The organism is Limnobacter sp. (assembly GCF_046297615.1).
Classification (GTDB): Bacteria; Pseudomonadota; Gammaproteobacteria; order Burkholderiales; family Burkholderiaceae_B; genus Limnobacter.
In genome coordinates, this window is sequence record NZ_JBKBHM010000001.1 from 704,818 (window position 1) to 726,017 (window position 21,200).

Annotated in this window: 23 protein-coding genes; 13 read left to right on the top strand and 10 right to left on the bottom strand. The window is 59.5% G+C overall.

Going from position 1 to position 21,200, the window contains the following annotated elements; genetic code table 11:
- Nucleotides 1-2: 2 nt before the first annotated feature.
- Nucleotides 3-542, bottom strand: coding sequence for a KdsC family phosphatase (locus ACK4FF_RS03280; RefSeq protein ID WP_409704552.1), 540 nt, complete (start codon nucleotides 540-542; stop codon nucleotides 3-5).
- 2 nt (nucleotides 543-544) lie between these two features.
- A complete protein-coding gene (locus ACK4FF_RS03285) occupies nucleotides 545-1,537 on the bottom strand; it encodes an SIS domain-containing protein (protein ID WP_409704554.1) in 993 nt (330 codons plus the stop codon).
- Between the two features lie 107 nt (nucleotides 1,538-1,644).
- Between ACK4FF_RS03285 and ACK4FF_RS03290 the strand changes: the two genes are divergently transcribed.
- Nucleotides 1,645-3,633 carry a cation:proton antiporter gene (locus ACK4FF_RS03290; RefSeq protein WP_409704556.1) on the top strand — a complete coding sequence of 663 codons (1,989 nt, stop codon included), beginning with the start codon at nucleotides 1,645-1,647 and terminating at the stop codon, nucleotides 3,631-3,633.
- A gap of 7 nt (nucleotides 3,634-3,640) precedes the next feature.
- Here ACK4FF_RS03290 and ACK4FF_RS03295 read toward each other — a convergent pair whose 3' ends face one another.
- From ACK4FF_RS03295 to ACK4FF_RS03330, 8 genes are read right to left on the bottom strand one after another with little or no spacing between them, the layout of a single operon-like run.
- Nucleotides 3,641-4,273, bottom strand: coding sequence for a type II secretion system protein (locus tag ACK4FF_RS03295; RefSeq protein WP_409704558.1), 633 nt, complete (start codon nucleotides 4,271-4,273; stop codon nucleotides 3,641-3,643).
- Complete coding sequence (locus ACK4FF_RS03300) at nucleotides 4,270-5,064, bottom strand: hypothetical protein (RefSeq protein ID WP_409704560.1); 795 nt, start codon at nucleotides 5,062-5,064, stop codon at nucleotides 4,270-4,272. The genes ACK4FF_RS03295 and ACK4FF_RS03300 overlap by 4 nt, the downstream gene beginning before the upstream one ends.
- Entirely contained in the window at nucleotides 5,064-6,191 is a 1,128-nt protein-coding gene (locus ACK4FF_RS03305; protein ID WP_409704562.1) for a hypothetical protein, read from the bottom strand. Before ACK4FF_RS03305 ends, ACK4FF_RS03300 begins: the two co-directional genes overlap by 1 nt.
- Complete coding sequence (locus ACK4FF_RS03310; protein WP_409704564.1) at nucleotides 6,188-6,814, bottom strand: hypothetical protein; 627 nt, start codon at nucleotides 6,812-6,814, stop codon at nucleotides 6,188-6,190. Before ACK4FF_RS03310 ends, ACK4FF_RS03305 begins: the two co-directional genes overlap by 4 nt.
- Nucleotides 6,811-7,734 carry a hypothetical protein gene (locus tag ACK4FF_RS03315; RefSeq protein ID WP_409704566.1) on the bottom strand — a complete coding sequence of 308 codons (924 nt, stop codon included), beginning with the start codon at nucleotides 7,732-7,734 and terminating at the stop codon, nucleotides 6,811-6,813. The genes ACK4FF_RS03310 and ACK4FF_RS03315 overlap by 4 nt, the downstream gene beginning before the upstream one ends.
- Entirely contained in the window at nucleotides 7,722-8,783 is a 1,062-nt protein-coding gene (locus ACK4FF_RS03320; RefSeq protein ID WP_409704568.1) for a type II secretion system F family protein, read from the bottom strand. The genes ACK4FF_RS03315 and ACK4FF_RS03320 overlap by 13 nt, the downstream gene beginning before the upstream one ends.
- Nucleotides 8,780-9,754 (bottom strand): GspE/PulE family protein, encoded by a 975-nt coding sequence (locus tag ACK4FF_RS03325; protein WP_409704570.1) that lies wholly within the window; start codon nucleotides 9,752-9,754, stop codon nucleotides 8,780-8,782. The genes ACK4FF_RS03320 and ACK4FF_RS03325 overlap by 4 nt, the downstream gene beginning before the upstream one ends.
- A complete protein-coding gene (locus tag ACK4FF_RS03330) occupies nucleotides 9,751-11,751 on the bottom strand; it encodes a hypothetical protein (RefSeq protein ID WP_409704572.1) in 2,001 nt (666 codons plus the stop codon). Before ACK4FF_RS03330 ends, ACK4FF_RS03325 begins: the two co-directional genes overlap by 4 nt.
- A 198-nt stretch (nucleotides 11,752-11,949) precedes the next feature.
- Between ACK4FF_RS03330 and ACK4FF_RS03335 the strand changes: the two genes are divergently transcribed.
- The 12 genes from ACK4FF_RS03335 (at nucleotide 11,950) to hisD (ending at nucleotide 21,190) form a co-directional block, all read left to right on the top strand.
- Nucleotides 11,950-12,738, top strand: a complete 789-nt coding sequence (locus ACK4FF_RS03335) for an ABC transporter ATP-binding protein (protein ID WP_409704574.1) — start codon at nucleotides 11,950-11,952, stop codon at nucleotides 12,736-12,738.
- Nucleotides 12,735-13,520 carry a lipid asymmetry maintenance ABC transporter permease subunit MlaE gene (mlaE, locus tag ACK4FF_RS03340; protein ID WP_409704576.1) on the top strand — a complete coding sequence of 262 codons (786 nt, stop codon included), beginning with the start codon at nucleotides 12,735-12,737 and terminating at the stop codon, nucleotides 13,518-13,520. The genes ACK4FF_RS03335 and mlaE overlap by 4 nt, the downstream gene beginning before the upstream one ends.
- A 20-nt stretch (nucleotides 13,521-13,540) precedes the next feature.
- Nucleotides 13,541-14,020: an outer membrane lipid asymmetry maintenance protein MlaD gene (gene mlaD / locus ACK4FF_RS03345; protein ID WP_409704578.1), complete on the top strand. Its 480-nt coding sequence runs from the start codon at nucleotides 13,541-13,543 to the stop codon at nucleotides 14,018-14,020.
- Nucleotides 14,021-14,041: 21 nt separating this feature from the next.
- The gene (locus ACK4FF_RS03350) at nucleotides 14,042-14,947 is read left to right on the top strand and encodes a VacJ family lipoprotein (protein ID WP_409704580.1); all 906 of its coding nucleotides are present in this window, start codon (nucleotides 14,042-14,044) and stop codon (nucleotides 14,945-14,947) included.
- A gap of 74 nt (nucleotides 14,948-15,021) precedes the next feature.
- On the top strand, nucleotides 15,022-15,648 hold the full coding sequence (locus ACK4FF_RS03355) for a phospholipid-binding protein MlaC (protein WP_409704582.1): 627 nt from the start codon (nucleotides 15,022-15,024) through the stop codon (nucleotides 15,646-15,648).
- Nucleotides 15,649-15,655: 7 nt separating this feature from the next.
- The gene (locus tag ACK4FF_RS03360) at nucleotides 15,656-15,925 is read left to right on the top strand and encodes a lipid asymmetry maintenance protein MlaB (RefSeq protein WP_409704584.1); all 270 of its coding nucleotides are present in this window, start codon (nucleotides 15,656-15,658) and stop codon (nucleotides 15,923-15,925) included.
- Nucleotides 15,926-15,960: 35 nt separating this feature from the next.
- Nucleotides 15,961-16,869, top strand: a complete 909-nt coding sequence (locus ACK4FF_RS03365; protein WP_409704586.1) for an ABC transporter ATP-binding protein — start codon at nucleotides 15,961-15,963, stop codon at nucleotides 16,867-16,869.
- Nucleotides 16,866-17,621, top strand: a complete 756-nt coding sequence (locus ACK4FF_RS03370) for an ABC transporter permease (RefSeq protein WP_409704588.1) — start codon at nucleotides 16,866-16,868, stop codon at nucleotides 17,619-17,621. Before ACK4FF_RS03365 ends, ACK4FF_RS03370 begins: the two co-directional genes overlap by 4 nt.
- Before the next feature lie 32 nt (nucleotides 17,622-17,653).
- Nucleotides 17,654-17,896, top strand: a complete 243-nt coding sequence (locus tag ACK4FF_RS03375) for a BolA family protein (protein WP_409704590.1) — start codon at nucleotides 17,654-17,656, stop codon at nucleotides 17,894-17,896.
- 28 nt (nucleotides 17,897-17,924) lie between these two features.
- Nucleotides 17,925-19,181, top strand: a complete 1,257-nt coding sequence (murA, locus tag ACK4FF_RS03380; protein ID WP_409704592.1) for a UDP-N-acetylglucosamine 1-carboxyvinyltransferase — start codon at nucleotides 17,925-17,927, stop codon at nucleotides 19,179-19,181.
- 6 nt (nucleotides 19,182-19,187) lie between these two features.
- On the top strand, nucleotides 19,188-19,838 hold the full coding sequence (gene hisG / locus ACK4FF_RS03385) for an ATP phosphoribosyltransferase (protein ID WP_409704594.1): 651 nt from the start codon (nucleotides 19,188-19,190) through the stop codon (nucleotides 19,836-19,838).
- 29 nt (nucleotides 19,839-19,867) lie between these two features.
- Nucleotides 19,868-21,190 carry a histidinol dehydrogenase gene (hisD, locus tag ACK4FF_RS03390; protein WP_409704596.1) on the top strand — a complete coding sequence of 441 codons (1,323 nt, stop codon included), beginning with the start codon at nucleotides 19,868-19,870 and terminating at the stop codon, nucleotides 21,188-21,190.
- The last annotated feature ends 10 nt before the right edge of the window (nucleotides 21,191-21,200 follow it).

The window sequence follows — 21,200 nt, forward strand, 5'->3', positions numbered from 1 at the left end:
GGTCAGGCATCCAGCCAGGGGTTTGTGTAATTGGCCTGATGGGCCAGAATGAAGTCACACAGTTCGCGAACGGCCCCATGGCCCGCTGGCCGGCTGTTGGTCCAATTGGCCACGGCACGCATTTCTGCGGGCGAATGGGGGGTGGTGCAGGCCAATCCCACCGCTTTCAGCACCGGGAAATCGGGCCAGTCGTCCCCAAAAAACGCGCACTCATCCCAAGCCAGGCCCAACTGGGTTCTGATGTTGTCCATGGCGCTCAGTTTGGTTTTACAGCCTTGCACCAAGTCAAAAATGCCCAAGTCACGGGCGCGCTTTTCAACAATCTGGCTTTGGCGGGCGGTGATCCAGACGACCTTCACCCCGTGGTCCATCAGCAGGCGCAGGCCTTGGCCGTCGAACACGGAGAAGCGTTTCATCACTTCGCCGTCCTGGCCGAAGTACAAGCCGCCGTCGGTCAATGTGCCATCCACGTCCAAACCCAACAGGCGCACTGTGGCGGCGGCTTGGCTGGCAGCTTGTTTTGAAGTGGGTGCCGCTGACATGTTCAAACCACCTTGGCTTCGAACAGATCGTGGAAGTTGAGCGCACCGATCACGGTGTTGTGCTCGTCGGTCACAATGACCTGGCTGATGTGGTTGACTTCCATCATTCGCACGGCTTCAACCGCCAAACGGTCCGGTCGAATGCTCTTGGGGCTGCCCCGCATCACTTCAGACACCAGCAGGCCACGCAAGTCCAGGCCCTGTTCGATCAGGCGGCGAAGGTCGCCGTCGGTGAAGACGCCGAGCAATCGGTTGTCGTCATCCACAATCGCCGTCATGCCCAAGCCCTTGCGGGTTACTTCGAGAATGGCGCTGGATAAGGTGTCCGAGGGGCGTACCTTTGGAATGCGGTCGCCTTGCCGCATCACATCACGCACGTGGGTCAGCAGTTTGCGACCCAAGCTGCCGCCTGGGTGCGAGAGGGCAAAGTCTTCTTCAGAAAACCCGCGTGCCTTCAGCACACACACCGCCAACGCATCGCCCATGGCCAAGGCTGCTGTGGTGCTGGCTGTGGGCGCAAGGTTCAGAGGACAGGCTTCTTTGTCTACGCCGCAATCCAGCACCAAGTCGGCCTGACGCGCCAAGCTGGATTCCAGCTTGCCCGTCATGGCGATGATTTTTGCGCCGCGCCGGGCGATGGCTGGCAGCACACCCACCAGTTCTTCGGTCTGCCCTGAATTGGACAGGGCGACAACTACATCGTCGGCCGTGATCATGCCCAAATCGCCATGGGAGGCCTCGGTGGCATGCACGAAGAAAGAGGGCGTGCCTGTGCTGGCGAATGTGGCCGCGATTTTTTTGGCGATGAGGCCCGATTTGCCCACCCCGATCAGGATGACCCTGCCCGGGCAGGCCAGCACCAGGTTGGCCGCTTCCACGAAGGCGGAATCCAGCCGGTCAGCCATGGCTGCAATGGCCGAGGCTTCGATGGCCAAGGCCTCTCTGGCCATGGCCAGAAAATCGTGGTCGCGCAAGGCGTTGAGCGTGGTTGACATGGTGTGGCCCTGTTAGACTAAGGCGAATGAGGTCTTGAGACTCTCTGATTTAAGCGGCAGTATAGCAAATGCCGTGCCAATTCTGACCCGTTTCTTTCCCTTTCATTGTGCCCAACGCCCTAGAGCTTTCACTGATTCTTCTGTTGGTTGCTGTGCTTGCAGTAACGCTCTTCAGGCACTGGAAATTGCCCGCCATGTTGGGCTACCTGTTCGCAGGCACACTCATTGGTCCTTATTCATTGGGCGTTGTTCCCGATGCGCCGGAAACCCGCCACCTGGCTGAATTTGGCGTGGTGTTCCTGATGTTCTCGATCGGCCTGGAATTCAGCCTGCCCAAACTGCACGCCATGCGCCGGGTGGTGTTTGGCTTGGGGCTTGCGCAGGTGGGTTTTACCATCCTGGGTGTGGTGGGTTTGGCGTGGGCGCTCAATTTCCTGACGCCCATTCCCATGAGCACGGCCTTTGTGTTGGCGGGCGCAGCAGCCATGTCATCCACGGCGATTGTGAGCAAGATGCTGGCCGACCGTCTGGAACTGGACTCGCCCCATGGCCGACAGGTGATGGGCATTCTGCTGTTTCAGGACCTGGCTGTAGTTCCCTTGCTGATTGTCATCCCTGCCTTGGCCAACCCCTCCGGCCAATTGACAGTGACACTCAGCCTGGCCTTGGTGAAAGCCGCGATGGTGCTGGGTTTGATGCTGGTGTTCGGTCAACGCCTGATGAACTGGTGGATGACTTTGGTGGCCCGAAGTAAGTCCCAAGAGCTCTTTATGCTCAATGTGCTGTTGATCACTCTGGGCTTGGCTTGGCTGACTGAGCTGGCTGAGTTGTCCCTGGCCTTGGGGGCCTTTGTGGCGGGTATTCTGATTGCCGAAACCCAATACAAACATCAGGTGGAAGAGGACATCAAGCCATTTCGCGATGTGCTGTTGGGCCTGTTTTTTGTCACCACCGGCATGTTGCTCAACCCCAGCGTGGTGTTTCAGCACTGGTACTGGGTCATTCTTCTCGCTGTGGTGCCTGTGGTGGCCAAGTTGGGCTTGATCACGATGCTGGCCCGCGTGTTTGGGGCCACCCAAGGCACGGCCATGCGCACTGGGCTGTACCTCGCCCAGGCCGGTGAATTTGGCTTTGTGTTGCTGGGCAACGTGGGGTCGACCGGCCTGGGGTTGGTGCCCGATCCTTGGTTGCAGGTGATTTCAGCCAGTATGGTGTTGTCCATGTTGGCTGCGCCTTTCATGATCCAGCACGCCGACAGGATCGTCTTGAGGCTGTCCAGTCAGGAATGGATGCAGAAATCCCTCGAGTTGCATCAGATTGCCCAAAAAAGCCTGGCCACCCGCCAGCACGTGTTGATTTGCGGGTTTGGCCGAAGCGGTCAACATTTGGCCCGTATTCTGGACCGCCAGGACTTGCATTACGTGGCGCTGGACCTGGACCCTGACCGGATTCGGGAGGCCACGGCCGCTGGCGATTCTGTGGTGTTCGGCGATGCTGCGCGAAGAGAAACCTTGGTGGCCGCTGGTTTGCTGAGGGCCAGTTGCGTGGTGATCAGTTTTTCCGAGACGAAAACTGCGGAAAGGGTGTTGCGGGTGGTTCGCCAACTGACCCCTTCGGTGCCGGTGATTGTGCGAACCACTGACGAAAGCGACCTTGAGCGCTTGACTGCTGCGGGCGCCACCGAGGTGGTGCCCGAGATTCTCGAAGGCAGCCTGATGCTGGGTTCGCAGGCACTGTTGCTGCTGGGCATTCCCGTGTCCCGGGTGGTTAAGGAAATTCGGGCGATTCGAGAATCCCGCTATCAAATGTTTCGCGGGGTTTTTCGTGGCGTGGATGATGAGGCGGATACGCCCGAGAACCAGTGGGTTCGTCTGCATTCTGTGCATGTTGAACCGGGGGCCAGTGGCGTTGGCAAATCGCTGGAGGAGCTGGGCCTTGCAGAAATGCGGATTGAGGTCAGCGCCATCCGCAGGCGCGGGATTCGGGGTGGCGACCCCGCCCCACAAACCCGATTGGAGGCCGGAGACATTCTGGTGCTGAAGGGGCAACCCGAGGCTTTAAGCCGAGCCGAAAGCCTCATTCTGGGCCGCCGTTAGTCGGGCTTTATCGCAAGGTGTACACTGCGGCGCATCGCGCGTTGCCCGCTTCATTCCACGCCTGGCCAGTGGTGCAGGCCTCGGTGTCGGCCACCAGCACCTGCACGGAGCCGCGCAAGGGGTTGCCGTCGTCGAGTTTCCGGTCAATTTCCGCCAGCAACTTCACCGGCGCACCGTCCGCAACCAGCACCGACAAAGCGCCCTCGGGTGTTGTGGGGCCAGTCAGGTTGTTGCTGATGATCATCAGGCCTGACAGTACACTTTCCTTGCACACCCGTGCTGTACAGGCCGTGGCCTGCGCGCCCGGGGTTTCAAAGTTGCCCTTCAGAAAGCCGGCTCTGGCCAATTGAACATACACACGGGCTTCTTCAGCGCCTTCAATCAAGCCGTTGCCGTTGCCATTGCCTCCGGGCAGGCCTGCTGCTTCAGCCGCTGCGAAGTCGCCGGGTAGTGCGGCATAACGGCTCTCAAAACCGAGCAGGGCGGTTTCAAGGCTACTCAAATCACTGATCACCGATTGCACTTTGGCGCCGGAGAGCAGTTCCCGCCCTTGCAGGATGCTGCCCGCAAGGATGGCCAGCACGGCCAGGGCGATGGCCAGTTCGATCAGTGAAAATCCACGGTGTTGTTTGGGGGTCATGAAGGCTCCGGGTTCAAATGGTTGGGGGTTCGAAAAGGGTGAAGTGCGCCAGACTGCATCCACAGCCACATCAAGCGTTCGAATGAAAGCCAGTGAGGGTTGTCGGTGGGGTGGTGCGGGTCGGCAAAAAACTGGTGGGTGCGCGCCTCGTTCGCCAGCCGGAAGGCTTGTGCATCTTCTGTGAGTGAGGTTTTTGCAGGCTGGGTTCCGCTGGGCAAAATTACCGCCACCGCAGTTGAGCTGAGCAGGGGTGCGTTGCCGCAACCGTAATTGGACGCTGCTACGGGCGGTGTCGAAAGGCCGCAGATGTGCAGCGCTGGCAAAGGCCCCAGCCCCACAGCTTGGTTGGCTGTTGTGGTCATGGTGATGATTTCCGCCAACAAAGCCGGGCTGATCTGTTCAAGTGGACGGTCCGCCGTCAAGCTGCCTTGGGCCGGTGGCCCAGCTTTGGCGAGGTCTGCCACATGGAAGCGAAGCGGGCTTTCCAGCACCACCCCCAAGCTGGCTGTGGGCAACCAGCCCTGCAGGCTGTCGCATTGCCCCGCTTGTCTTGCTTCCGGCCCGTTGGGGGCCTCTGCCGGGCAGGGCAAACGCTGGCGGCTGAGTATGAAACCTTCCAGCGCTTGCATGGCAAGGGCACGTTCCTGTGTCTGTTGTTGTATGTTCAGGCTCATGCGTTGAGCCTGAACAAACGTCACCAAGGCAAAGCCGATGGATGTTGTCAGCGCCAGCACCAGTGCCAGTTCCAGCAGCAAATAACCGCTGTTGTGTCGGGTTTGCAGTTTCTGCATCACTGTTGCATCTCCAATTGCCAGCCAGAGGCCGAGGAGGCTTTTACCTTGATCCTGTCAATCCACGGCAGGCTGGCGGTGGGCCAACTAAAGCGGCAGATGCAGGCATTCCCGGCTTGAGCGCTGGTTGGGCAGAGGTGGTGTATGGCGGGTTGGCATGATTTGTTGATCGCCGCCGGGGGTTCGTATTGCGACACCGGCCACGCGCTGAGCAGCCCGGCAGGCCCTCGAAATACGCAGGCTTCGGTGGCTGTATTGGTGCATGTCCAGCCGGCTGTGGGTGAACCGCCGCCAGCAGGGCGTGGGGTGCACGCTGCCGAACCCGTTGCACACGGGTGAGCCGAGTCCCACACACCTGGCGACGAGCAGGTGCAACTGCAGCGGGTGCTGGTGCAGCGGCATTCGCAGTCGGACCGAACCGCCCCCCATTGACCTTGCTGCAATCGAAGGTTCTCCTGAGGCAGCCACTGCTCTATAGGGCGTCCCCAGCGCATCAACTGATGTGTCGCCATGGACAGGGCGGTCTGTTCCCGCTGCCGTTGCCAGGTCTCTGGCGCCAGCATGGCGTACTGGCCATGAGCCCGCACGGTATTTGGTGCCATGGTTTCAAGCCGCTCGGCCACCACAGCCATGGCTTCTCGGGTGTCCCCCTCCGGGGTTTCAAGCCACAATGCGGGTGCCGACTCATTCACCCATTGCCCCCAGCCCAGGGTGTTTGGCTGAACCAACTTGGGCGACACTGCGTAGTGCCAGTTGGGTGCGCTTGCTGAGGCCATCACGGGCCATGCCGTGGACAGGCCGATGTTCAGGTAATTGACTTTGGACACACTTTGAATTGGCAGATATCCAGCCAGTGCATTCAGGCAAACGGTTTGCGGCGGCCCATTGGGCACGGCTGCTGGGCAGGGCAAATGACCAACATGGGTGTGGCTGTTGTGCCCTTGCAGGGCGGAAAAGGTTTCCAGCGCATCCATACTCAGGCTCAGGCTTTGAGCCTGTGAGTACAAGGCCTCTTGTTGGCGTTCGCGCAGCAGATAGCGCGATGCAGCAGCACTGGCTCCAATCAGGCAGGCACCAATCAGCACCACCGAGGTCAGCAAGATGGCATGCCCCCGCTGTCGGCTCATTGCGGTCTCCACGTGCCCCGTCGCGGGTCATACAGATGGCGCTGTTGTTCCCACTCCACCCAACCTCGAGCAGGTTTCTTGGGTTCGGTTGTGGCGTCTGGTACTTGGGCCGCCGTTTGCCTGCCCTTGGAGTGTGGGCTTTGGGTGGCGATGCGGGCCTTGGCCGGCGCCAGCAAAGTTTGGTTCGGAACAGGCATTTGTGCGGAGGGCGCAAGGGCGTCGGCTACTTTGCCGTGGCGCCGTGCACCTATGCAGGTCAGTGTCCATGTCGCGTTGGTTGTCGCTGGCCGATTGCCCGGTTGGATGCTGCAACTGCCTTGCTCAGGTTGCTGCAGGCCATACCAGGTTTGAAACGCTTGCCAAAGCACCGTTTCATCTTCAGCCATTGCGTTCAGTGGTTCGACGCCTTTGGGGTGTAATTCCAAGTTGGGGGTCGAGGGTCGTGGCATGCGCCGTGACAATTCCGTCCAGTCTTCCTGATGTTCAATCCAAACCAGGCCAAAGGCCACTGCACTCAGCATCAACAGGCCGACTGCGTGTGCAGTTGCCCGTAGTATTCTGGCTTGCCGCATCAGTACTGCGAGTGAAGGCCCTGCGAGGGGCTGTTTCGAACGCGTTGTCATCGCGTTCTCCGGGCAGCGCTTTTGCTGGGGGTGGCGAGCAGGTCGCACTGAGCTTGGGTGTGTCGAGCTGTGTCCGATGATGGGTTGTCCGTGGAGATGGGCACGCAGCCTTTGGGAATCCTTGCTCGGTCCCTGTTCAAAGTCACCAGTGCCTGAATGGGTGTGTGGCGGTTCCAGCTCCAATGAAGCCCGTCAATGTTGGCTCGGTCGTTGCGCCCGAATCGGGCCAGACTCTCGTACGCCTCAGTCCAAGGTTGAGGCGTGAAGGTCATCTCTGCGGGTGGGGCTTGAATGGCATTCAGGCGGCGCAGGTCATTTTGAAATTGTTCAGCGCCAGCCAGCGAGTGCAAGCTGAGCCCACAGTGCAATACCCCAGCGAAGGCCAGAATGCTCACACTCAGCCACATCCTCGCCATGGACCAGCGCGCAGAGCCATTCCAGACCAAGGGCGCTATGACTCTGGCCCACGCCAGATGGGACCCCTGTTGGTGGAGCACTTTCCATTCCTCGCGGCCAAGCAAGTGGTACAGCGGTTCTTGGCCTGCAAGGGCTCGTTCGGGCTGGTCGCAAGCCACCACCTCGACACGTGCTTTCAAGCCAAGTAACTCACTGTGAATCGCCATGGCTTCGCCGCTGGCGGCCAGGCCATGCACCCTGTCCGGGCTGCTGAGCCAGGCGGCCCAAACCAGCTCGGGCACCTGCTCACTCGTCAAGGGCTCCCCCTTGGGCAGGGCAATGATGCAGCGGGTGTTGGGGTCGTCCATGCTCAGCAAAAAAGCCGAGGTGTTTCGGCCTTCAGACCATGGAGTCGTGTGCGCCTGCGTGTACCCGCCGCCCAGTGATTGCAAGCCATACGTGCCTTGCCCGGCTTGTGGTGCCATCCACCAAACGCTGCCGGGTTCTGTGTTCATTGCATCCATGTGCCGCTCCCCAGTTGGCCATAGAATTGACCCAGCGTGTTGTGCGCGGCCCAACCCAGAATGAGTGCTGCGAGCGCCAGCGTGGCAGGTGCCAGAAGCGTGGTGAGGCGTTGTTGAAGTATGTTGGCCCGCGCTTGATGAACCGAGGCGCACAGCCTGAAACATCGGCCCAAGTCGCCATGCTGTTCTGCCAATTTGCACTGTTCAACCATCAAGCGCGGCGCGCCCGCGGACAATACGACCTGGCTCAGTGGCTGGCCTTGGTTAAGGCCCAGAGACACCTGTCGAAGAAAACGCCGCCATGCGATGCGTGTGGGTCCGCGATTGCTTCGGTCAAAGCCCAGAGTGTGGTCAATCACCGCCATCAATGGAATGCCCGCATCCAACTGGGCGGCCATCAGGTTCAATTCTTCAGCGAGATAGCGGTGGGCCCACAAGGCTTTCACGCCCCGTGCTGCAGGGTAAAGCGCAACAGCGCGGGTGCTTACCTTCCCCTGTTTGCGGCGATTGAATGTACGTATCGAGCCAGCGGCGATGAATACCACGATGCCGACGCCCATCAGGACTTGACCGATCGGCCAGGTGTGTTGGCCAGTTGACTGCTCCGGCACTGCGGCCATGTTGCCCAGTTGGCTGTGCATGAGGGCTGCGGTGAACAGGCTCATCGCCATCACTGTGACCGGGTACATCAGGCTGCGCAGCAGTTCGTTTCTCCAGCGCAACTGCCCTTGCCACGCGTGTACCTGTGAGGACAGGGAATCGGACAGTTGCCCGGATGATTCGCCACACATCAATGCAATGTGCAGCGGCCGGGGCAGCGGTTGGAACACACTTGCAAAACTGCCTGTCAGGTTTTGTCCTTTGCTCAGCAGGTGCTTGACCTGGCCCAAACGCTTGCACAGGCCTTGTGCTCCACCGCCTTGAGGCAGGAACTCAAGGCTGGTGTCCAGTGCGTCGATGACTGGCAATCCTGCGGCACACAGTTCGGCCCACACGGTCATCCATTGCAGCACTTGGCTGTCGCGTATGCGCCCGCTGAGAAGCTTCATGCAGCCTGCCCCTGCAGGGACAAGCGGTGTCTGTGCACCAGAGCGTGTACTTCAGACAGTGCGGTGCATGCAAGCAGGTTGGCCCTGGGCAGCGCCAGCAGGTTCATCCACTCAACCTCCAGTTGTTGGGCCTGTTGGCCCTGTGCAGGAAGCAGCCGCTGGGCCAGTACACCATTGGTGCAATTGAGCAGACTGTTCAGGCGGACACCGAGTTCGATGAGCCGTGCCAATGCGCCCAAACAGTCAGGCGCGTGCAGGGACGCGAGCACCCGATGGCCCGTCAATGCCGCCTGAATACACAGTGCTGCGGTTTCTTCATCCCGAATTTCGCCCACCATGAGCGTGTCAGGGTCCTGCCGCATCAGTGAGCGCAGGCCAGAGGCAAAATTCAGCGCCGGGCTGCGTGTCAGGTCTGTTTGCAAAGCCCGGGGGTGAATGATTTCTACCGGGTCTTCGAGAGTGGCGATTCGGCCTGCGCCATCGCCCAGGTGGTGCAGCAAGGCGTGCAGGGTGGTGGTCTTGCCGCTTCCTGTGGCACCGACCACCAAAGTGAGGCCTGCCACCTTGTCCAGGCTGGCTTGCAGGCTGGTGAGCACTGCCGGTGCCAGGCCCAGTTCATTCAGGGTTAGAAACACCCGCCGGTTCAGGACGCGCAATACCAAACTTTCCCCATGCACGCTGGGGTGTGTCGCCAAGCGAACGTCAAACTCGCCTTGGCTGATGCGGCCATCCTGCGGCCTGCGTGTGTCGGCAATGTTCAGTTGCGCGCTGGCCTTGAATGCTTGAATCAGGCTTCGTGCTTGAGTGGACGACAGTTCGCCGACCGTGTGCAGATGGCCTTTTTTGCGCAGGGTCAGGCAAACGGACTCGGCCCCCGGCGTGAAGTGAAGGTCGGACACCTGCTCATCTTGGGCCAGCTTCAATAAGGCCATCGGGCCTTGAAGGCAGGCTGCCTGCCACTGTGGATTCATGGTGTGTACTCCAGCAAGGTGCTCAAGGTGTGCAGTGGCAGTTCGCAGCGCTGGATTGGGCAAATCTTGAACACCTCCTCCAGTGTGGCTTTGGCGGTGGCGCGCTGTTGGTCCATGGCGTACAGCAGTGCGAGATTGAATCTGACTTCGGGGTGAGTCGGGTGTGTTTTGGTCAGCCGGTTCAACAAGCCGATGGCGCTGCCCAACTGTTGCTGGCTGGCTAGCCTGTGGGCGTGTTGCAAACCTTGCGTAAGCTGGGTGTGTTCGCTCGAGTTGTCCAGCCGGGCATTGGGGCCTGGGCCAAGCTCGGGTTCAATCACCGTGGCTTTGAGCAGGATGACCAACTCGGTTTGGTCGGTCTGTTGGCGGTGGGAACTGCTCAGTGGCTTGTTTTCATCGGTTAACCCGGGCAGGCCACGAAGCAGATTGCCCCCTTCCCGTTGATGAAGCCCGCCCAGCAGCGTGGTTTGCCCGCTTTGAATTTTCAACACCGACTCCAATTCCCGGGTCTGAATTTCAGGCACCTGGCTGATGATGTTGAACTGGCGAAGCGCGGGGTTTGGGTCCTGAACAAAACCGAGAATCCGGCTCAGGGTGGGTCGCACACGAAGTTGCACCTGTTGGTGGTCGGACACCTGAGGGGTGACCGTCATCAGAAAGCCCACCGGCACGGTCTGAACCTGGGTGTTGAACACGGAAAAGGCAGGGCTGGTGCTGGTTGGTGCGCTGGTCTGCACATCGGTGGTGAAGTAGACCCGGTTGTCCACCACTTTCAACACCGCCGCCTGTTGGTTCATCACCACCACCCTCGGGGCTGACAGCACCGAGGTGTTGCCAAACTCCTCCAGCAGGCGCAGTGCCACGCTGGTCTCACTTTGGCCGGTGGTGCGGTTTAGCGTCAGGTTCAACACCGGGTTGGTCAGGGCAAGGCCTTGCACCATCAAGCCCAGCTCAGTGCCTTTGTTGGTGAAAACGTTCCAGTCCACTCCGCGGGCGTATCGGGAGTTCAGGGTGATTTCGGTGATGGTGGCTTCAATCAGAATTTGCCGGTCCAGCCGGCGCTGCACCTGGGTTAACCAGTGTTGCACCCGTCGATGCCCTGCAGGCGTCGTCAACACGGCCACAGTGCCACTTTCCGGGTTGGCCACCACGCGGCCTGAGCGGGTCTCGCGCCGTGTGGTGGTGATGTCGCGCCGGTTGCTGCTGTTCACCGTGCTGGTTTGCCGTGGTGTGCTGAAGCGGTTTCGCCCGCTGTCCCGGGAGCTTTCAAAATTGCGGTCTGAGTCCTCGTCCACAACACGTTCCCGGGTGGCAATTTCCTCAGGTTTGACCTGTGCCTGAATGAGTTGCTCAATCTGAACCGTCAGGCGATCCCACAAGCGGTGATCCTGCTGGCTGGTGAGCAGCAATTCGCTCACATTGCCCGCATCGCGCCGCTGGCCCACCTCGCGGTTCTGGTTGGCCACCGAGGCAGTCAGACTGGACCTGTCGAGCATTTCACGGTTCAGCGCCAGATAATCGACCGCATACACCTGAAGCTCATCACGTTCGCACCGCAAATCCACATGCTTGCCCCGTGTGGTCAGGGTAGCGCCGGTCTGTTCCTCCAACGAGGCCAGCACCAAGCTCATGGGCATCTCTCGGCCCATCAGGCTGACGCGCTTTTCGCCGCACTGGTCAAAGCTGTAACCCCAATTCAGTTCTTTGGCCATCAAATCCAGCACATGGCTGGCTGGCATGTCTTCAATTCGCAGGTTAAAGGGCCGGTCTTGACCCGGTGGGTTGTTCTGAATGCCTTGGCTGGCGTGGCCCCACAAGCGCAGATCCAGGCCGGGTGGCAGGGCCGCTGGGGGTGCGCCTGCGGTCTGCGGTGCCTGACCGGGTGTTTGAGTGGGTGTTTGAGGGGAAAGGCCTGTACAGGCCGCCATCAGCAGGCATGCGCCCCACGTGGCTGGGGCGTGCAAGGCCCTGGGGTACCGCTGAAGCAGGCTGGTCATGGCAAGGTTCCGATGGCGAATGCGCCACTGTAGTTGAGCGCTTGTGGCTCCCCTCGGAATGGTCAAGCTGGCCGGGTGACGTCCGGTATGACCCGCCTGGCTTGGGTCATGTTCCAGACCCACGCAGCTTCCAGCCCCGCCCCGGGCAGAAGTGGGTACAATGGGAAGTTTCGAAGTACAAAAGACAGGGGAGCCCCAATGGGCTTTGTAGCAGAACTGAACAAAGTCGACTTTGGTTACGGCGACCGGCTTATCCTTCAGGACATTTCCTTGCGCATACCCAAAGGCAAGGTGGTGTCGGTGATGGGCGGGTCCGGCTCGGGCAAAACCACCCTGTTGCGCCTGATGTGTGGCCAATACGCTGTGAACCGGGGCGACATCCAAGTCCTGGGGCGCGACTTGAACCGAGCATCCACGGCCGATTTGTATGCTTTTCGCAAGCACATCGGGGTGTTGTTCCAGTTCGGTGCTTTGTTCACCGACCTGTCTGTCTTTGACAATGTGGCCTTCCCCCTGCGGGAACATTCCAACCTGAGTGAATCCGCCATCCGGGATCTCGTGTTGTTGAAGTTACACGCGGTCGGTTTGAGGGGGGCGGCGAATTTGTTTCCATCCGAGATTTCCGGGGGTATGAGCCGCCGGGTGGCCTTGGCCCGCGCCATTGCGCTGGACCCTGAGCTGATTTTCTATGACGAGCCCTTTGCCGGGCTGGACCCGATTTCTTTGGGCATTACGGCCAACTTGATCCGTACCCTGAACGATGCACTGGGGGCCACTTCGGTGGTGGTGACTCACGACATCCACGAGTCTTTTGCCATCAGCGATTACGTCATTGTGATTGCTAGCGGCAAAGTGCTGGCCGAAGGCACACCCGAAGAAGTGAGTGCGAACCCCGACCCTTACGTGCAGCAATTCATCCAGGGTCTGCCTGAAGGGCCGGTGCGTTTCCATTACCCCTCAGTGGACCTGCGGGAGGATTTCGCATGAATCCCGTGACCTGGATCAGTGCGCTGGGGGCTGGCACCCTGGCCACCATTGCGGGCTTGGGCACCTTCGCCCGCTTTGTGGCCAATCTGTTTGGCCAGTTGCCCAAGGCCTTGGCCCGGCCTCGGCTAATCGTGGACCAGATCCACTTCATCGGCAATTACTCGCTGGTCATCATTGTGGTGTCCGGCCTTTTTGTGGGTTTTGTTTTGGGTTTGCAGGGTTACTACACCCTGAACCGGTACGGTGCTGAACAGGCGCTGGGTTTGTTGGTGGCCTTGTCGCTGGTGCGTGAATTGGGCCCCGTGGTGTCAGCACTGTTGTTTGCGGGGCGGGCGGGCACTTCGCTGACTGCTGAAATTGGGCTGATGAAAGCCGGTGAACAGTTGACCGCCATGGAAATGATGGCTGTGGACCCGCGAACCCGAATTCTGGCGCCCCGCTGGGTGGCGGGTTTGATCTCTATGCCCCTCTTGGCTGCTTTGTTTTCGGCCGTGGGCGTGGTTGGTGGTTATCTGGTCGGCGTTCAGTTGATTGGGGTGGACTCGGGCGCCTTTTGGTCCCAGATGCAGGCCGGGGTCGATGTGCGTGATGACATCCTGAATGGCGTGATCAAGAGTGTGGTGTTCGGTGTGGCAGTCAATGCCATCGCCCTGTTTCAGGGGTACACCTGCCAGCCTACGCCTGAAGGCGTTTCCCGCGCCACCACCCGCACCGTGGTGATTTCGTCCCTGACCATTCTGGGCTTGGACTTTGTATTGACTGCGCTGATGTTCAGCGTGTAACTGACGATTGGATTGTTGCCATGAAAAAGAATGCCGTGGATTTCTGGGTGGGCCTGTTTGTGCTGCTGGGGGCGCTGGCTTTGGTGTTTCTGGCGTTGAAGGCCGGTAACCTCAGTTCCTTCACCACAGGTGCGCAGTACCGCGTATTGGCTGAATTTGACAACATCGGTGGCCTCAAGCCCCGTGCCCCCGTCAAAAGCGCGGGCGTGGTTGTTGGCCGTGTGGCCAAGATTGATCTGGACCCAGTGACATTCCGTGCCGTGGTGGCGCTGGACCTGGAAGAGGGTTTCAAGTTTCCCCGCGATACTTCGGCGAAGATTCTGACATCCGGTTTGCTGGGTGAGCAGTATGTAGGGTTGGAGCCCGGCGGCGACGAAGAGAACCTCGTGGCCGGCCAAAAGTTTTCGCGGACCCAGTCAGCGGTGGTTCTGGAAAACCTGATCAGCCAGTTTTTGTACAGCAAAGCCTCGGATGCCCCGGCGTCTGAGGGCAGCAAATAATTCGATCGCAGGGAGATCACCGTGATTGCCTCCATTCGACAATTCCTGCTGGTGGCCTGCGTGGCCAGCCTTGCCGCGGGGTGCAGCACTATGAGAGCCCCTTCCGGGGCTGACCCGCTTGAAGGTTTCAACCGCAGCATGCACGGGTTCAACGAAGTGCTGGATGCGGCTGTGCTGCGGCCATTGGCCAAGGGTTACGACGCGATTACCCCTTCGGAAGTGCAAACCTGTGTGGGTAATTTCTTCTCAAACCTCAAAAACATCAGCAACGCGTTCAACAACCTGCTGCAGGGCAAGCCCGGGCGGGCGGGCAGCGACCTTTGTCGTTTTGCATTGAACAGCACCTTGGGTATTTTGGGTTTCGCTGACGTGGCTACCGAGTTGGGTTTTCAGAAAAGCGAAGAGGACTTTGGCCAAACTCTGGGTGTTTGGGGGGTAAAACCCGGCCCCTATTTGGTCTTGCCTTTGTTGGGGCCAAGCACCGTGCGTGATGCATCTGGCCGCGTGGTTGATTCACCACTGAACCCCGTTCGCCATGTGGACGATGTGCCCACCCGCAATTCCTTGTTTGCGCTGGACATCATTGACACGCGTGCCCGTCTGTTGCCTGCCACCGACCTGGTGGACCGGGTGGCGTTGGACAAATACGCCTTTATTCGTGATGCGTTTTTGGCGCGGCGTGAGTCGCTGATTCGAGATGGTGCCGTAGACCCAAAGTCCCGAGACGAAGAAGAACCCGATGACGGTGCATTCCTTGAACCACTGAATACACCTTTCCGGGCAGCGCTTGAAGACCACGCGTGGCCTGTGAACGCGGTGGCTGAGGGCTTTACCTTGCCCACGCACCACCAACAAAGCGCTCGGGCCAGGGCGGCTCTGGGTTTGCCGGTCCCCGCTGATGTTGATCAAGCGAATGAACTTCACTGAATGACCGGGGTCAACTCCAAAGGTGGCCCCGGCGTTAAACAACAACACTTCCAGAACAATCAGGAAACAGGACTATGAGCATTACCCTTTCCAACCCTTTGCGCGCGTTTGGCGCAGCCATGTTGTCGGCCACATTGTGGCTGGGCTTGGCCCCAGTGGCTCATGCGGATGATGTGGCAGCCAACGAATTTGTTGAAAAGTTCAGCAACGACATCCTCAACGAAATCAAGGCCCGCAAGAAGGAGCTGGTGGCTGACCCCGCCAAGCTGGACGCCTTGGTGGACCAAAAAGTCATGCCCAACGTCAATTTCCGACGCATGACCCAGCTGGTGGTTGGCCGTCCTTGGCGGGAAGCCACGCCTGCCCAGCGTGACGCCATTGTCGACCAATTCAAAGTATTGCTGACCAAAACCTACGCCGGGGCTTTGTCTCAAGTGGGCGATCAGACCTTGCAGGTGGACAAGCTGCGCGCCCGCCCCGATGAAACCGATGTGGTGGTGACCAGCCGCGTGCTGCGCAAAGATGGCCCCCCCATCGACTTGGCTTACCGGGTTGAGAAAAAAGACGGCAAATGGAAGGTGTACGACCTGAGCGTGTTGGGTTTGTGGCTGGTCGATTCCTACAAGGCCCAATTTGCCCCAGTGCTGAACCAATCCGGCATTGACGGTTTGATTGCAAGCCTGAAAGCCAAGAACGGTTAAGATTGCCATGCAGATTGAATTTGACAGCATTTCGGTCCGCAATGGGGACCGAATTCTGGCCCAGGTCACCGAAGCGGTTGGCAAGGGCGATTGTGTGCTCGATTTCTCGCGGGTCAAATCCGTCGATTCCACCGCCTTGGCCGTACTTCTGACGGCCCAGCGGGTGGCCCGTAAAACCGACAAAACACTCCAACTTCAACACCTCCCGGCCCAAGTCGGGAGTTTGGTCAAGGCCTACGGGGTACAATCCCTGTTTCCAGAAATCAGCGTGCCTTGACCCGGTTTGGGCACGTCTCGGGTGCCTGAACCACCATGCCAGCCGCATTACAGCTCGATTCCGTTTCCAAGTATTTCGGTGAATTCCGCTCCCTCCACCAAGTCAGTCTGACCGTGGAGCAGGGTGAGTTTTTCGCCCTGCTGGGCCCCAATGGCGCCGGTAAAACCACGCTGATCAATCTGATCGCTGGCTTAAGCCGGCCCAGTTCTGGCAAAGCCTCTGTCATGGGTTTTGATGTGCAGGGCCAGTTTCGTGACGCCCGGCGCAGCATCGGCATCGTTCCTCAAGAGCTGGTGTTCGACCCCTTCTTTTCCGTGCGCGAAACCCTGCGGTTCCAATCCGGGTATTTCGGTTTGAAGAACAACGACGCATGGATTGACGAGCTGCTGTCCTCGCTGGGCCTAGCCGACAAGGCCGACAACAATATGCGCACCCTGTCTGGTGGCATGAAGCGACGAGTCATGGTGGCCCAGGCCTTGGTGCACCGCCCGCCCGTCATCGTGCTGGACGAGCCCACCGCAGGCGTGGATGTGGAATTGCGCCAAACCCTGTGGAAGTTCATTGCGGGCCTGAACCGTCAGGGGCATACCATTTTGTTGACCACCCACTACCTCGAAGAAGCCGAAACCCTGTGCAACCGCATCGCGATGCTCAAGAAAGGCGAAATTCTCACGGTGGACACCACGCCCAACCTGTTGGCACGCCATGCCAGCCTCAGTCTGAACTTGGTGATCAACGGTGTATTGCCCGCCAGCTTGGAAGGGCAGGTTCTCAAGTCCAATGTGGTGGAAGGCCGTTACACCTTGGCTGTTAAAAGGCCATCCGACATGGAGGCGGTGTTGGCGGCATGTCGGCAAGATCACCTCGATGTGCGTGAATGCAACCTGCACAAACCCGATCTGGAAGATGTGTTTGTGCAATTGATGAGCGGGGTTCAACAATGATCGGCTGGAAAACCCTGTTTTACAAAGAAGTGCTGCGCTTCTGGAAGGTGAGCTTCCAAACCGTATTGGCCCCGGTGGTCACCGCCCTGCTGTACCTGATGATTTTCAGCCACGTGCTGGATGGCCAAGTGGAGCCTTATCCGGGTGTGGGCTATGCGGCCTTTTTGGTGCCCGGGTTGGTGATGATGTCGGTGTTGCAAAATGCCTTTGCCAACTCATCCTCCAGTCTCATTCAATCGAAAATCACCGGGAATTTGGTGTTCGTCTTGTTGCCGCCCTTGTCGCATTTGGAGTTCGTCAGCGCCTATGTGTTGGCCGCCATGGTGCGCGGTGTGGTGGTTGGTTTGGGTGTTTTGCTGGTGACCGTGGCGTTCGTCGGTCTGCACATGCACAACCCCTTGTGGATTCTGGCCGTGGCTGTGGTGGGTTCGGGCCTCTTGGGCACCATGGGCCTGATTGCGGGCATTTGGGCTGAGAAGTTCGATCAACTGGCCGCTTTCCAGAACTTCATCATCATGCCCGCCACCTTCTTGTCGGGTGTGTTTTACTCCATCCACTCCCTGCCCGATGTTTGGCAGGCGGTGTCACATTTCAACCCCTTTTTCTACCTCATTGACGGTTTTCGCTACGGCTTTTTCGGTGTCAGCGACGTCAGCCCCTGGTTCAGTTTGATGATCGGGGTGGTGGCTTGGGCGATTCTGAGCGCAATTGCTCTGCGCATGGTCGTTTCTGGCTACAAATTGAGGGGATAATACTGCTGTTGAATCAAAAGGATACAAAGCACATGTTGTTGCCCGAGACGGTCAGCGGATACATCGCCCAAGGTCTGTCATGCGATCACCTTCAAGTCACCGGCGATGGTCGGCATTTTGAGGCGGTCATTGTCTGTGCGGCCTTTGAAGGCTTGCGTTCGGTGCAGCGGCATCAAAAGGTGTATGCAGTGCTGGGTGACAGGATGCGCGAAGAGATTCACGCCCTGTCCATGAAAACCTTCACGCCCGCCGAATGGGCGCAACAGGGCCAATAACAATCCACAGGACTAGCCCCTCAATACCATGGACTCCTTTCTGATCCGCGGCGGCAAGCCGCTGCATGGCGAAGTCGCCGTGTCTGGCGCCAAAAACGCCGCCTTGCCCATTTTGTGTGCCAGCCTGCTGACCGCTGAACCCGTGCAGGTTCACAACGTTCCACGCCTGCGCGACATCAACACCTGTCTGCGCCTGCTCGGCTCCATGGGTGTGCAGTGCTTCTGGCATGGCGAAAACTCCCTGGCCCTTCGGGCCGAAGAAATTTCTGAGCCTTTGGCCGGATACGACCTGGTCAAAACCATGCGCGCCAGCATTCTGGTGCTCGGCCCCTTGCTGGCCCGGTTTGGCGAAGCCACCGTCAGCCTGCCCGGCGGCTGCGCCATTGGGCAGCGCCCGGTGGACCAGCACATCAAAGGTCTGCAGGCCATGGGTGCTGAAATCCACATTGAAAAAGGGTATATCCACGCCAAGGCCAAACGCCTGAAAGGCGCCCGCATTGTGACTGACATGGTGACCGTCACAGGCACCGAAAACCTGATGATGGCTGCCACGCTGGCCGAAGGCACCACCATCATTGAAAATGCGGCGCGTGAACCGGAGGTGGTTGACCTGGCCAATATGCTGGTGAAAATGGGTGCGCAGATTGACGGTATCGGCACGGACACGCTGACCATCCAGGGTGTGCGCCGCCTGAACGGCTGTACCCATGCCGTCATGCCTGACCGCATTGAAGCCGGCACCTTCCTGTGCGCCGTGGCCGCGTGTGGAGGCGACATTACCCTGCATCAGGCCGATGCGCCCAGCATGGACGCCACCCTGGAAAAGTTGCGCACCGCAGGCCTTCAAATCGATGTGGATGGCAACAGCATTCGCGCCATCATGGAAGGCCGCCCCAAAGCGGTGGGCGCCCGCACTGCCCCGTTCCCCGGTTTTGCCACAGACATGCAGGCCCAGTTGATGGCCGTGAACTGCGTGGCCGAGGGCACCTCGGTGATCAACGAGACCATTTTCGAAAATCGGTTCATGCACGTGCAGGAATTGGTGCGCTTGGGCGCTGACATTGCCATTGAGGGCCACACGGCGGTCATCAAGGGTGTTGAGCAGTTGGATGGTGCCACCGTGATGGCCACTGACCTGCGCGCATCGGCTGGCCTGGTGATTGCCGGCTTGGCCGCCGAAGGCGAAACCCGTGTGGACCGCATTTATCATCTGGACCGCGGGTATGACAAAATGGAAGAAAAACTGCGCAAACTGGGCGCGGACGTGAAGCGACTGAGTGAGTAAAGCACCATGATCACCCTGGCCCTGTCCAAAGGTCGAATTTTCGAAGAAACGTTGCCCTTGCTTGAAAAGGCGGGCATCGTGCCTTCGGAAGACCCTGAGAAATCCCGCAAGCTCATCATTGGTACCAACCAGCCGGATGTGCGCATCATCATCGTGCGTGCCACCGACGTGCCCACCTACGTTCAGCATGGTGCAGCCGACCTCGGCGTGGCGGGGCGTGATGTGCTGATTGAACATTCCGGCGATGGCCTGTATCAGCCGCTGGACTTGCAGATTGCCAAGTGCCGTTTGTGCGTGGCTGCGCCTGAAGGGTTTGACTATCAAAGCGCCGTGAAGCAGGGCGCACGCCTTCGCATCGCCACCAAGTACGTGAACAGCGCGCGTGAGCACTTCGCCAACCGCGGTGTGCACGTAGACCTCATCAAGCTGTACGGCTCCATGGAACTGGCCCCCTTGGTTGGCTTGGCCGACGCCATTGTGGACCTGGTGTCCACCGGCTCCACCTTGCGCGCCAACAAGCTGGTTGAGGTTGAAGAAATTTGCGACATCTCTTCCCGGCTGGTGGTGAACCGTGCCGCCCTCAAAATGAAAGGTGAACGGCTCCAGCCCATGCTGGATGTGTTCACCCAAGCGGTGACCGAACCCGCCATTCAATAATCCGTCAGACCACACAGGTAGTTTCAAGCATGTCGTCTCTCATTGCCCGTCTGTCCACCGAAGATGCCCAGTTCGCCGAGCGGTTTCGCGCACTGTTGGCTTACGAGGAGCAACGTGACCCGCAGGTCGAATCCGCTGTGGCGGACATCGTCCATGCGGTGCGCACGCGGGGTGATGACGCCTTGCTGGAGTACACCCGCCGTTTCGACCGGGTGGAGGCCGACAGCGTTGCCGCGTTGGAAATTCCCCAGTCTGAATTGAAAACCGCTTTCGACACCCTGGATGCCGCCCAGAAAGCGGCCCTGCAAGTGGCTGCGCAACGGGTGCGGGCTTTCCACGAACGGCAAGTGGCCGAAAGCTGGGAATTCACCGAAGCCGATGGCACGCGCCTGGGGCAACGAGTCACCCCCCTGGACCGCGCTGGTCTGTACGTGCCCGGTGGCAAAGCCGCCTACCCCTCGTCGGTGTTGATGAACGCCGTGCCCGCCAAAGTGGCTGGTGTGCGCGAGGTGGTGATGGTGGTGCCCACCCCCAGCGGCGTGAAAAACCAGATGGTACTGGCCGCGGCCCACTTGGCCGGAGTGGACCGTGTGTTCACCATTGGCGGCGCCCAGGCGGTGGCCGCATTGGCCTACGGAACTGCCACGGTGCCCCGTGTGGACAAAATCGTCGGCCCGGGCAACGCCTATGTGGCGGAGGCCAAACGACGTGTGTTTGGTGCAGTGGGTATCGACATGATTGCCGGCCCATCGGAAATTCTGGTGATTTGCGACGGCAGCACCAACCCCGACTGGATTGCCATGGACCTGTTCAGCCAGGCTGAGCACGATGAAATGGCCCAGTCCATTCTGCTGTCGCCCGACAAAGCCTTTCTGGGCAATGTGCAGGCCAGCATCAAGCGCTTGATGGACTCCATGCCTCGCGCCACCGTGATTGCTACCTCATTGAAGAACCGGGGTGCGCTGATTCAAGTGCGTGACATGGACGAGGCTTGTGAACTGTCCAACCAGATCGCGCCCGAACACCTTGAGTTGTCGGTGCAAGACCCCGACGCCTGGGTGGGACGACTTCGCCACGCCGGTGCCATTTTTATGGGCCCCTACAGCAGCGAATCCTTGGGCGACTATTGCGCCGGCCCCAACCACGTGCTGCCCACTGCGGGCACCGCGCGTTTCAGTTCGCCCTTGGGGGTTTACGATTTCCAGAAACGGTCCAGCATCATTTACGCCAGCCGCGAAGGTGCCAGTACCCTGGGCGAGGTGGCTGCCGAGTTGGCCTATGGCGAAGGCTTGCCAGCCCACGCCCGTTCTGCCGAGTACCGGGTTGGCCCGAAATTTCGCAAGCCTGAATAAGGTGGGTCAT

Excerpts from the sequence above, each read along its gene's own strand:
- hisG (WP_409704594.1), top strand. The coding sequence starts at position 19,188 with ATGATCACCCTGGCCCTGTCCAAAGGTCGAATTTTCGAAGAAACGTTG.
- ACK4FF_RS03365 (WP_409704586.1), top strand. The coding sequence starts at position 15,961 with ATGCCAGCCGCATTACAGCTCGATTCCGTTTCCAAGTATTTCGGTGAA.
- ACK4FF_RS03305 (WP_409704562.1), bottom strand. The coding sequence starts at position 6,191 with ATGAGCCGACAGCGGGGGCATGCCATCTTGCTGACCTCGGTGGTGCTG.
- ACK4FF_RS03355 (WP_409704582.1), top strand. The coding sequence starts at position 15,022 with ATGAGCATTACCCTTTCCAACCCTTTGCGCGCGTTTGGCGCAGCCATG.
- hisD (WP_409704596.1), top strand. The coding sequence starts at position 19,868 with ATGTCGTCTCTCATTGCCCGTCTGTCCACCGAAGATGCCCAGTTCGCC.
- ACK4FF_RS03330 (WP_409704572.1), bottom strand. The coding sequence starts at position 11,751 with ATGACCAGCCTGCTTCAGCGGTACCCCAGGGCCTTGCACGCCCCAGCC.
- mlaE (WP_409704576.1), top strand. The coding sequence starts at position 12,735 with ATGAATCCCGTGACCTGGATCAGTGCGCTGGGGGCTGGCACCCTGGCC.
- ACK4FF_RS03295 (WP_409704558.1), bottom strand. The coding sequence starts at position 4,273 with ATGACCCCCAAACAACACCGTGGATTTTCACTGATCGAACTGGCCATC.
- ACK4FF_RS03375 (WP_409704590.1), top strand. The coding sequence starts at position 17,654 with ATGTTGTTGCCCGAGACGGTCAGCGGATACATCGCCCAAGGTCTGTCA.
- ACK4FF_RS03285 (WP_409704554.1), bottom strand. The coding sequence starts at position 1,537 with ATGTCAACCACGCTCAACGCCTTGCGCGACCACGATTTTCTGGCCATG.
- ACK4FF_RS03280 (WP_409704552.1), bottom strand. The coding sequence starts at position 542 with ATGTCAGCGGCACCCACTTCAAAACAAGCTGCCAGCCAAGCCGCCGCC.
- murA (WP_409704592.1), top strand. The coding sequence starts at position 17,925 with ATGGACTCCTTTCTGATCCGCGGCGGCAAGCCGCTGCATGGCGAAGTC.
- ACK4FF_RS03320 (WP_409704568.1), bottom strand. The coding sequence starts at position 8,783 with ATGAAGCTTCTCAGCGGGCGCATACGCGACAGCCAAGTGCTGCAATGG.
- ACK4FF_RS03360 (WP_409704584.1), top strand. The coding sequence starts at position 15,656 with ATGCAGATTGAATTTGACAGCATTTCGGTCCGCAATGGGGACCGAATT.
- ACK4FF_RS03335 (WP_409704574.1), top strand. The coding sequence starts at position 11,950 with ATGGGCTTTGTAGCAGAACTGAACAAAGTCGACTTTGGTTACGGCGAC.
- ACK4FF_RS03325 (WP_409704570.1), bottom strand. The coding sequence starts at position 9,754 with ATGAATCCACAGTGGCAGGCAGCCTGCCTTCAAGGCCCGATGGCCTTA.
- mlaD (WP_409704578.1), top strand. The coding sequence starts at position 13,541 with ATGAAAAAGAATGCCGTGGATTTCTGGGTGGGCCTGTTTGTGCTGCTG.
- ACK4FF_RS03300 (WP_409704560.1), bottom strand. The coding sequence starts at position 5,064 with ATGCAGAAACTGCAAACCCGACACAACAGCGGTTATTTGCTGCTGGAA.
- ACK4FF_RS03310 (WP_409704564.1), bottom strand. The coding sequence starts at position 6,814 with ATGACAACGCGTTCGAAACAGCCCCTCGCAGGGCCTTCACTCGCAGTA.
- ACK4FF_RS03315 (WP_409704566.1), bottom strand. The coding sequence starts at position 7,734 with ATGGATGCAATGAACACAGAACCCGGCAGCGTTTGGTGGATGGCACCA.
- ACK4FF_RS03370 (WP_409704588.1), top strand. The coding sequence starts at position 16,866 with ATGATCGGCTGGAAAACCCTGTTTTACAAAGAAGTGCTGCGCTTCTGG.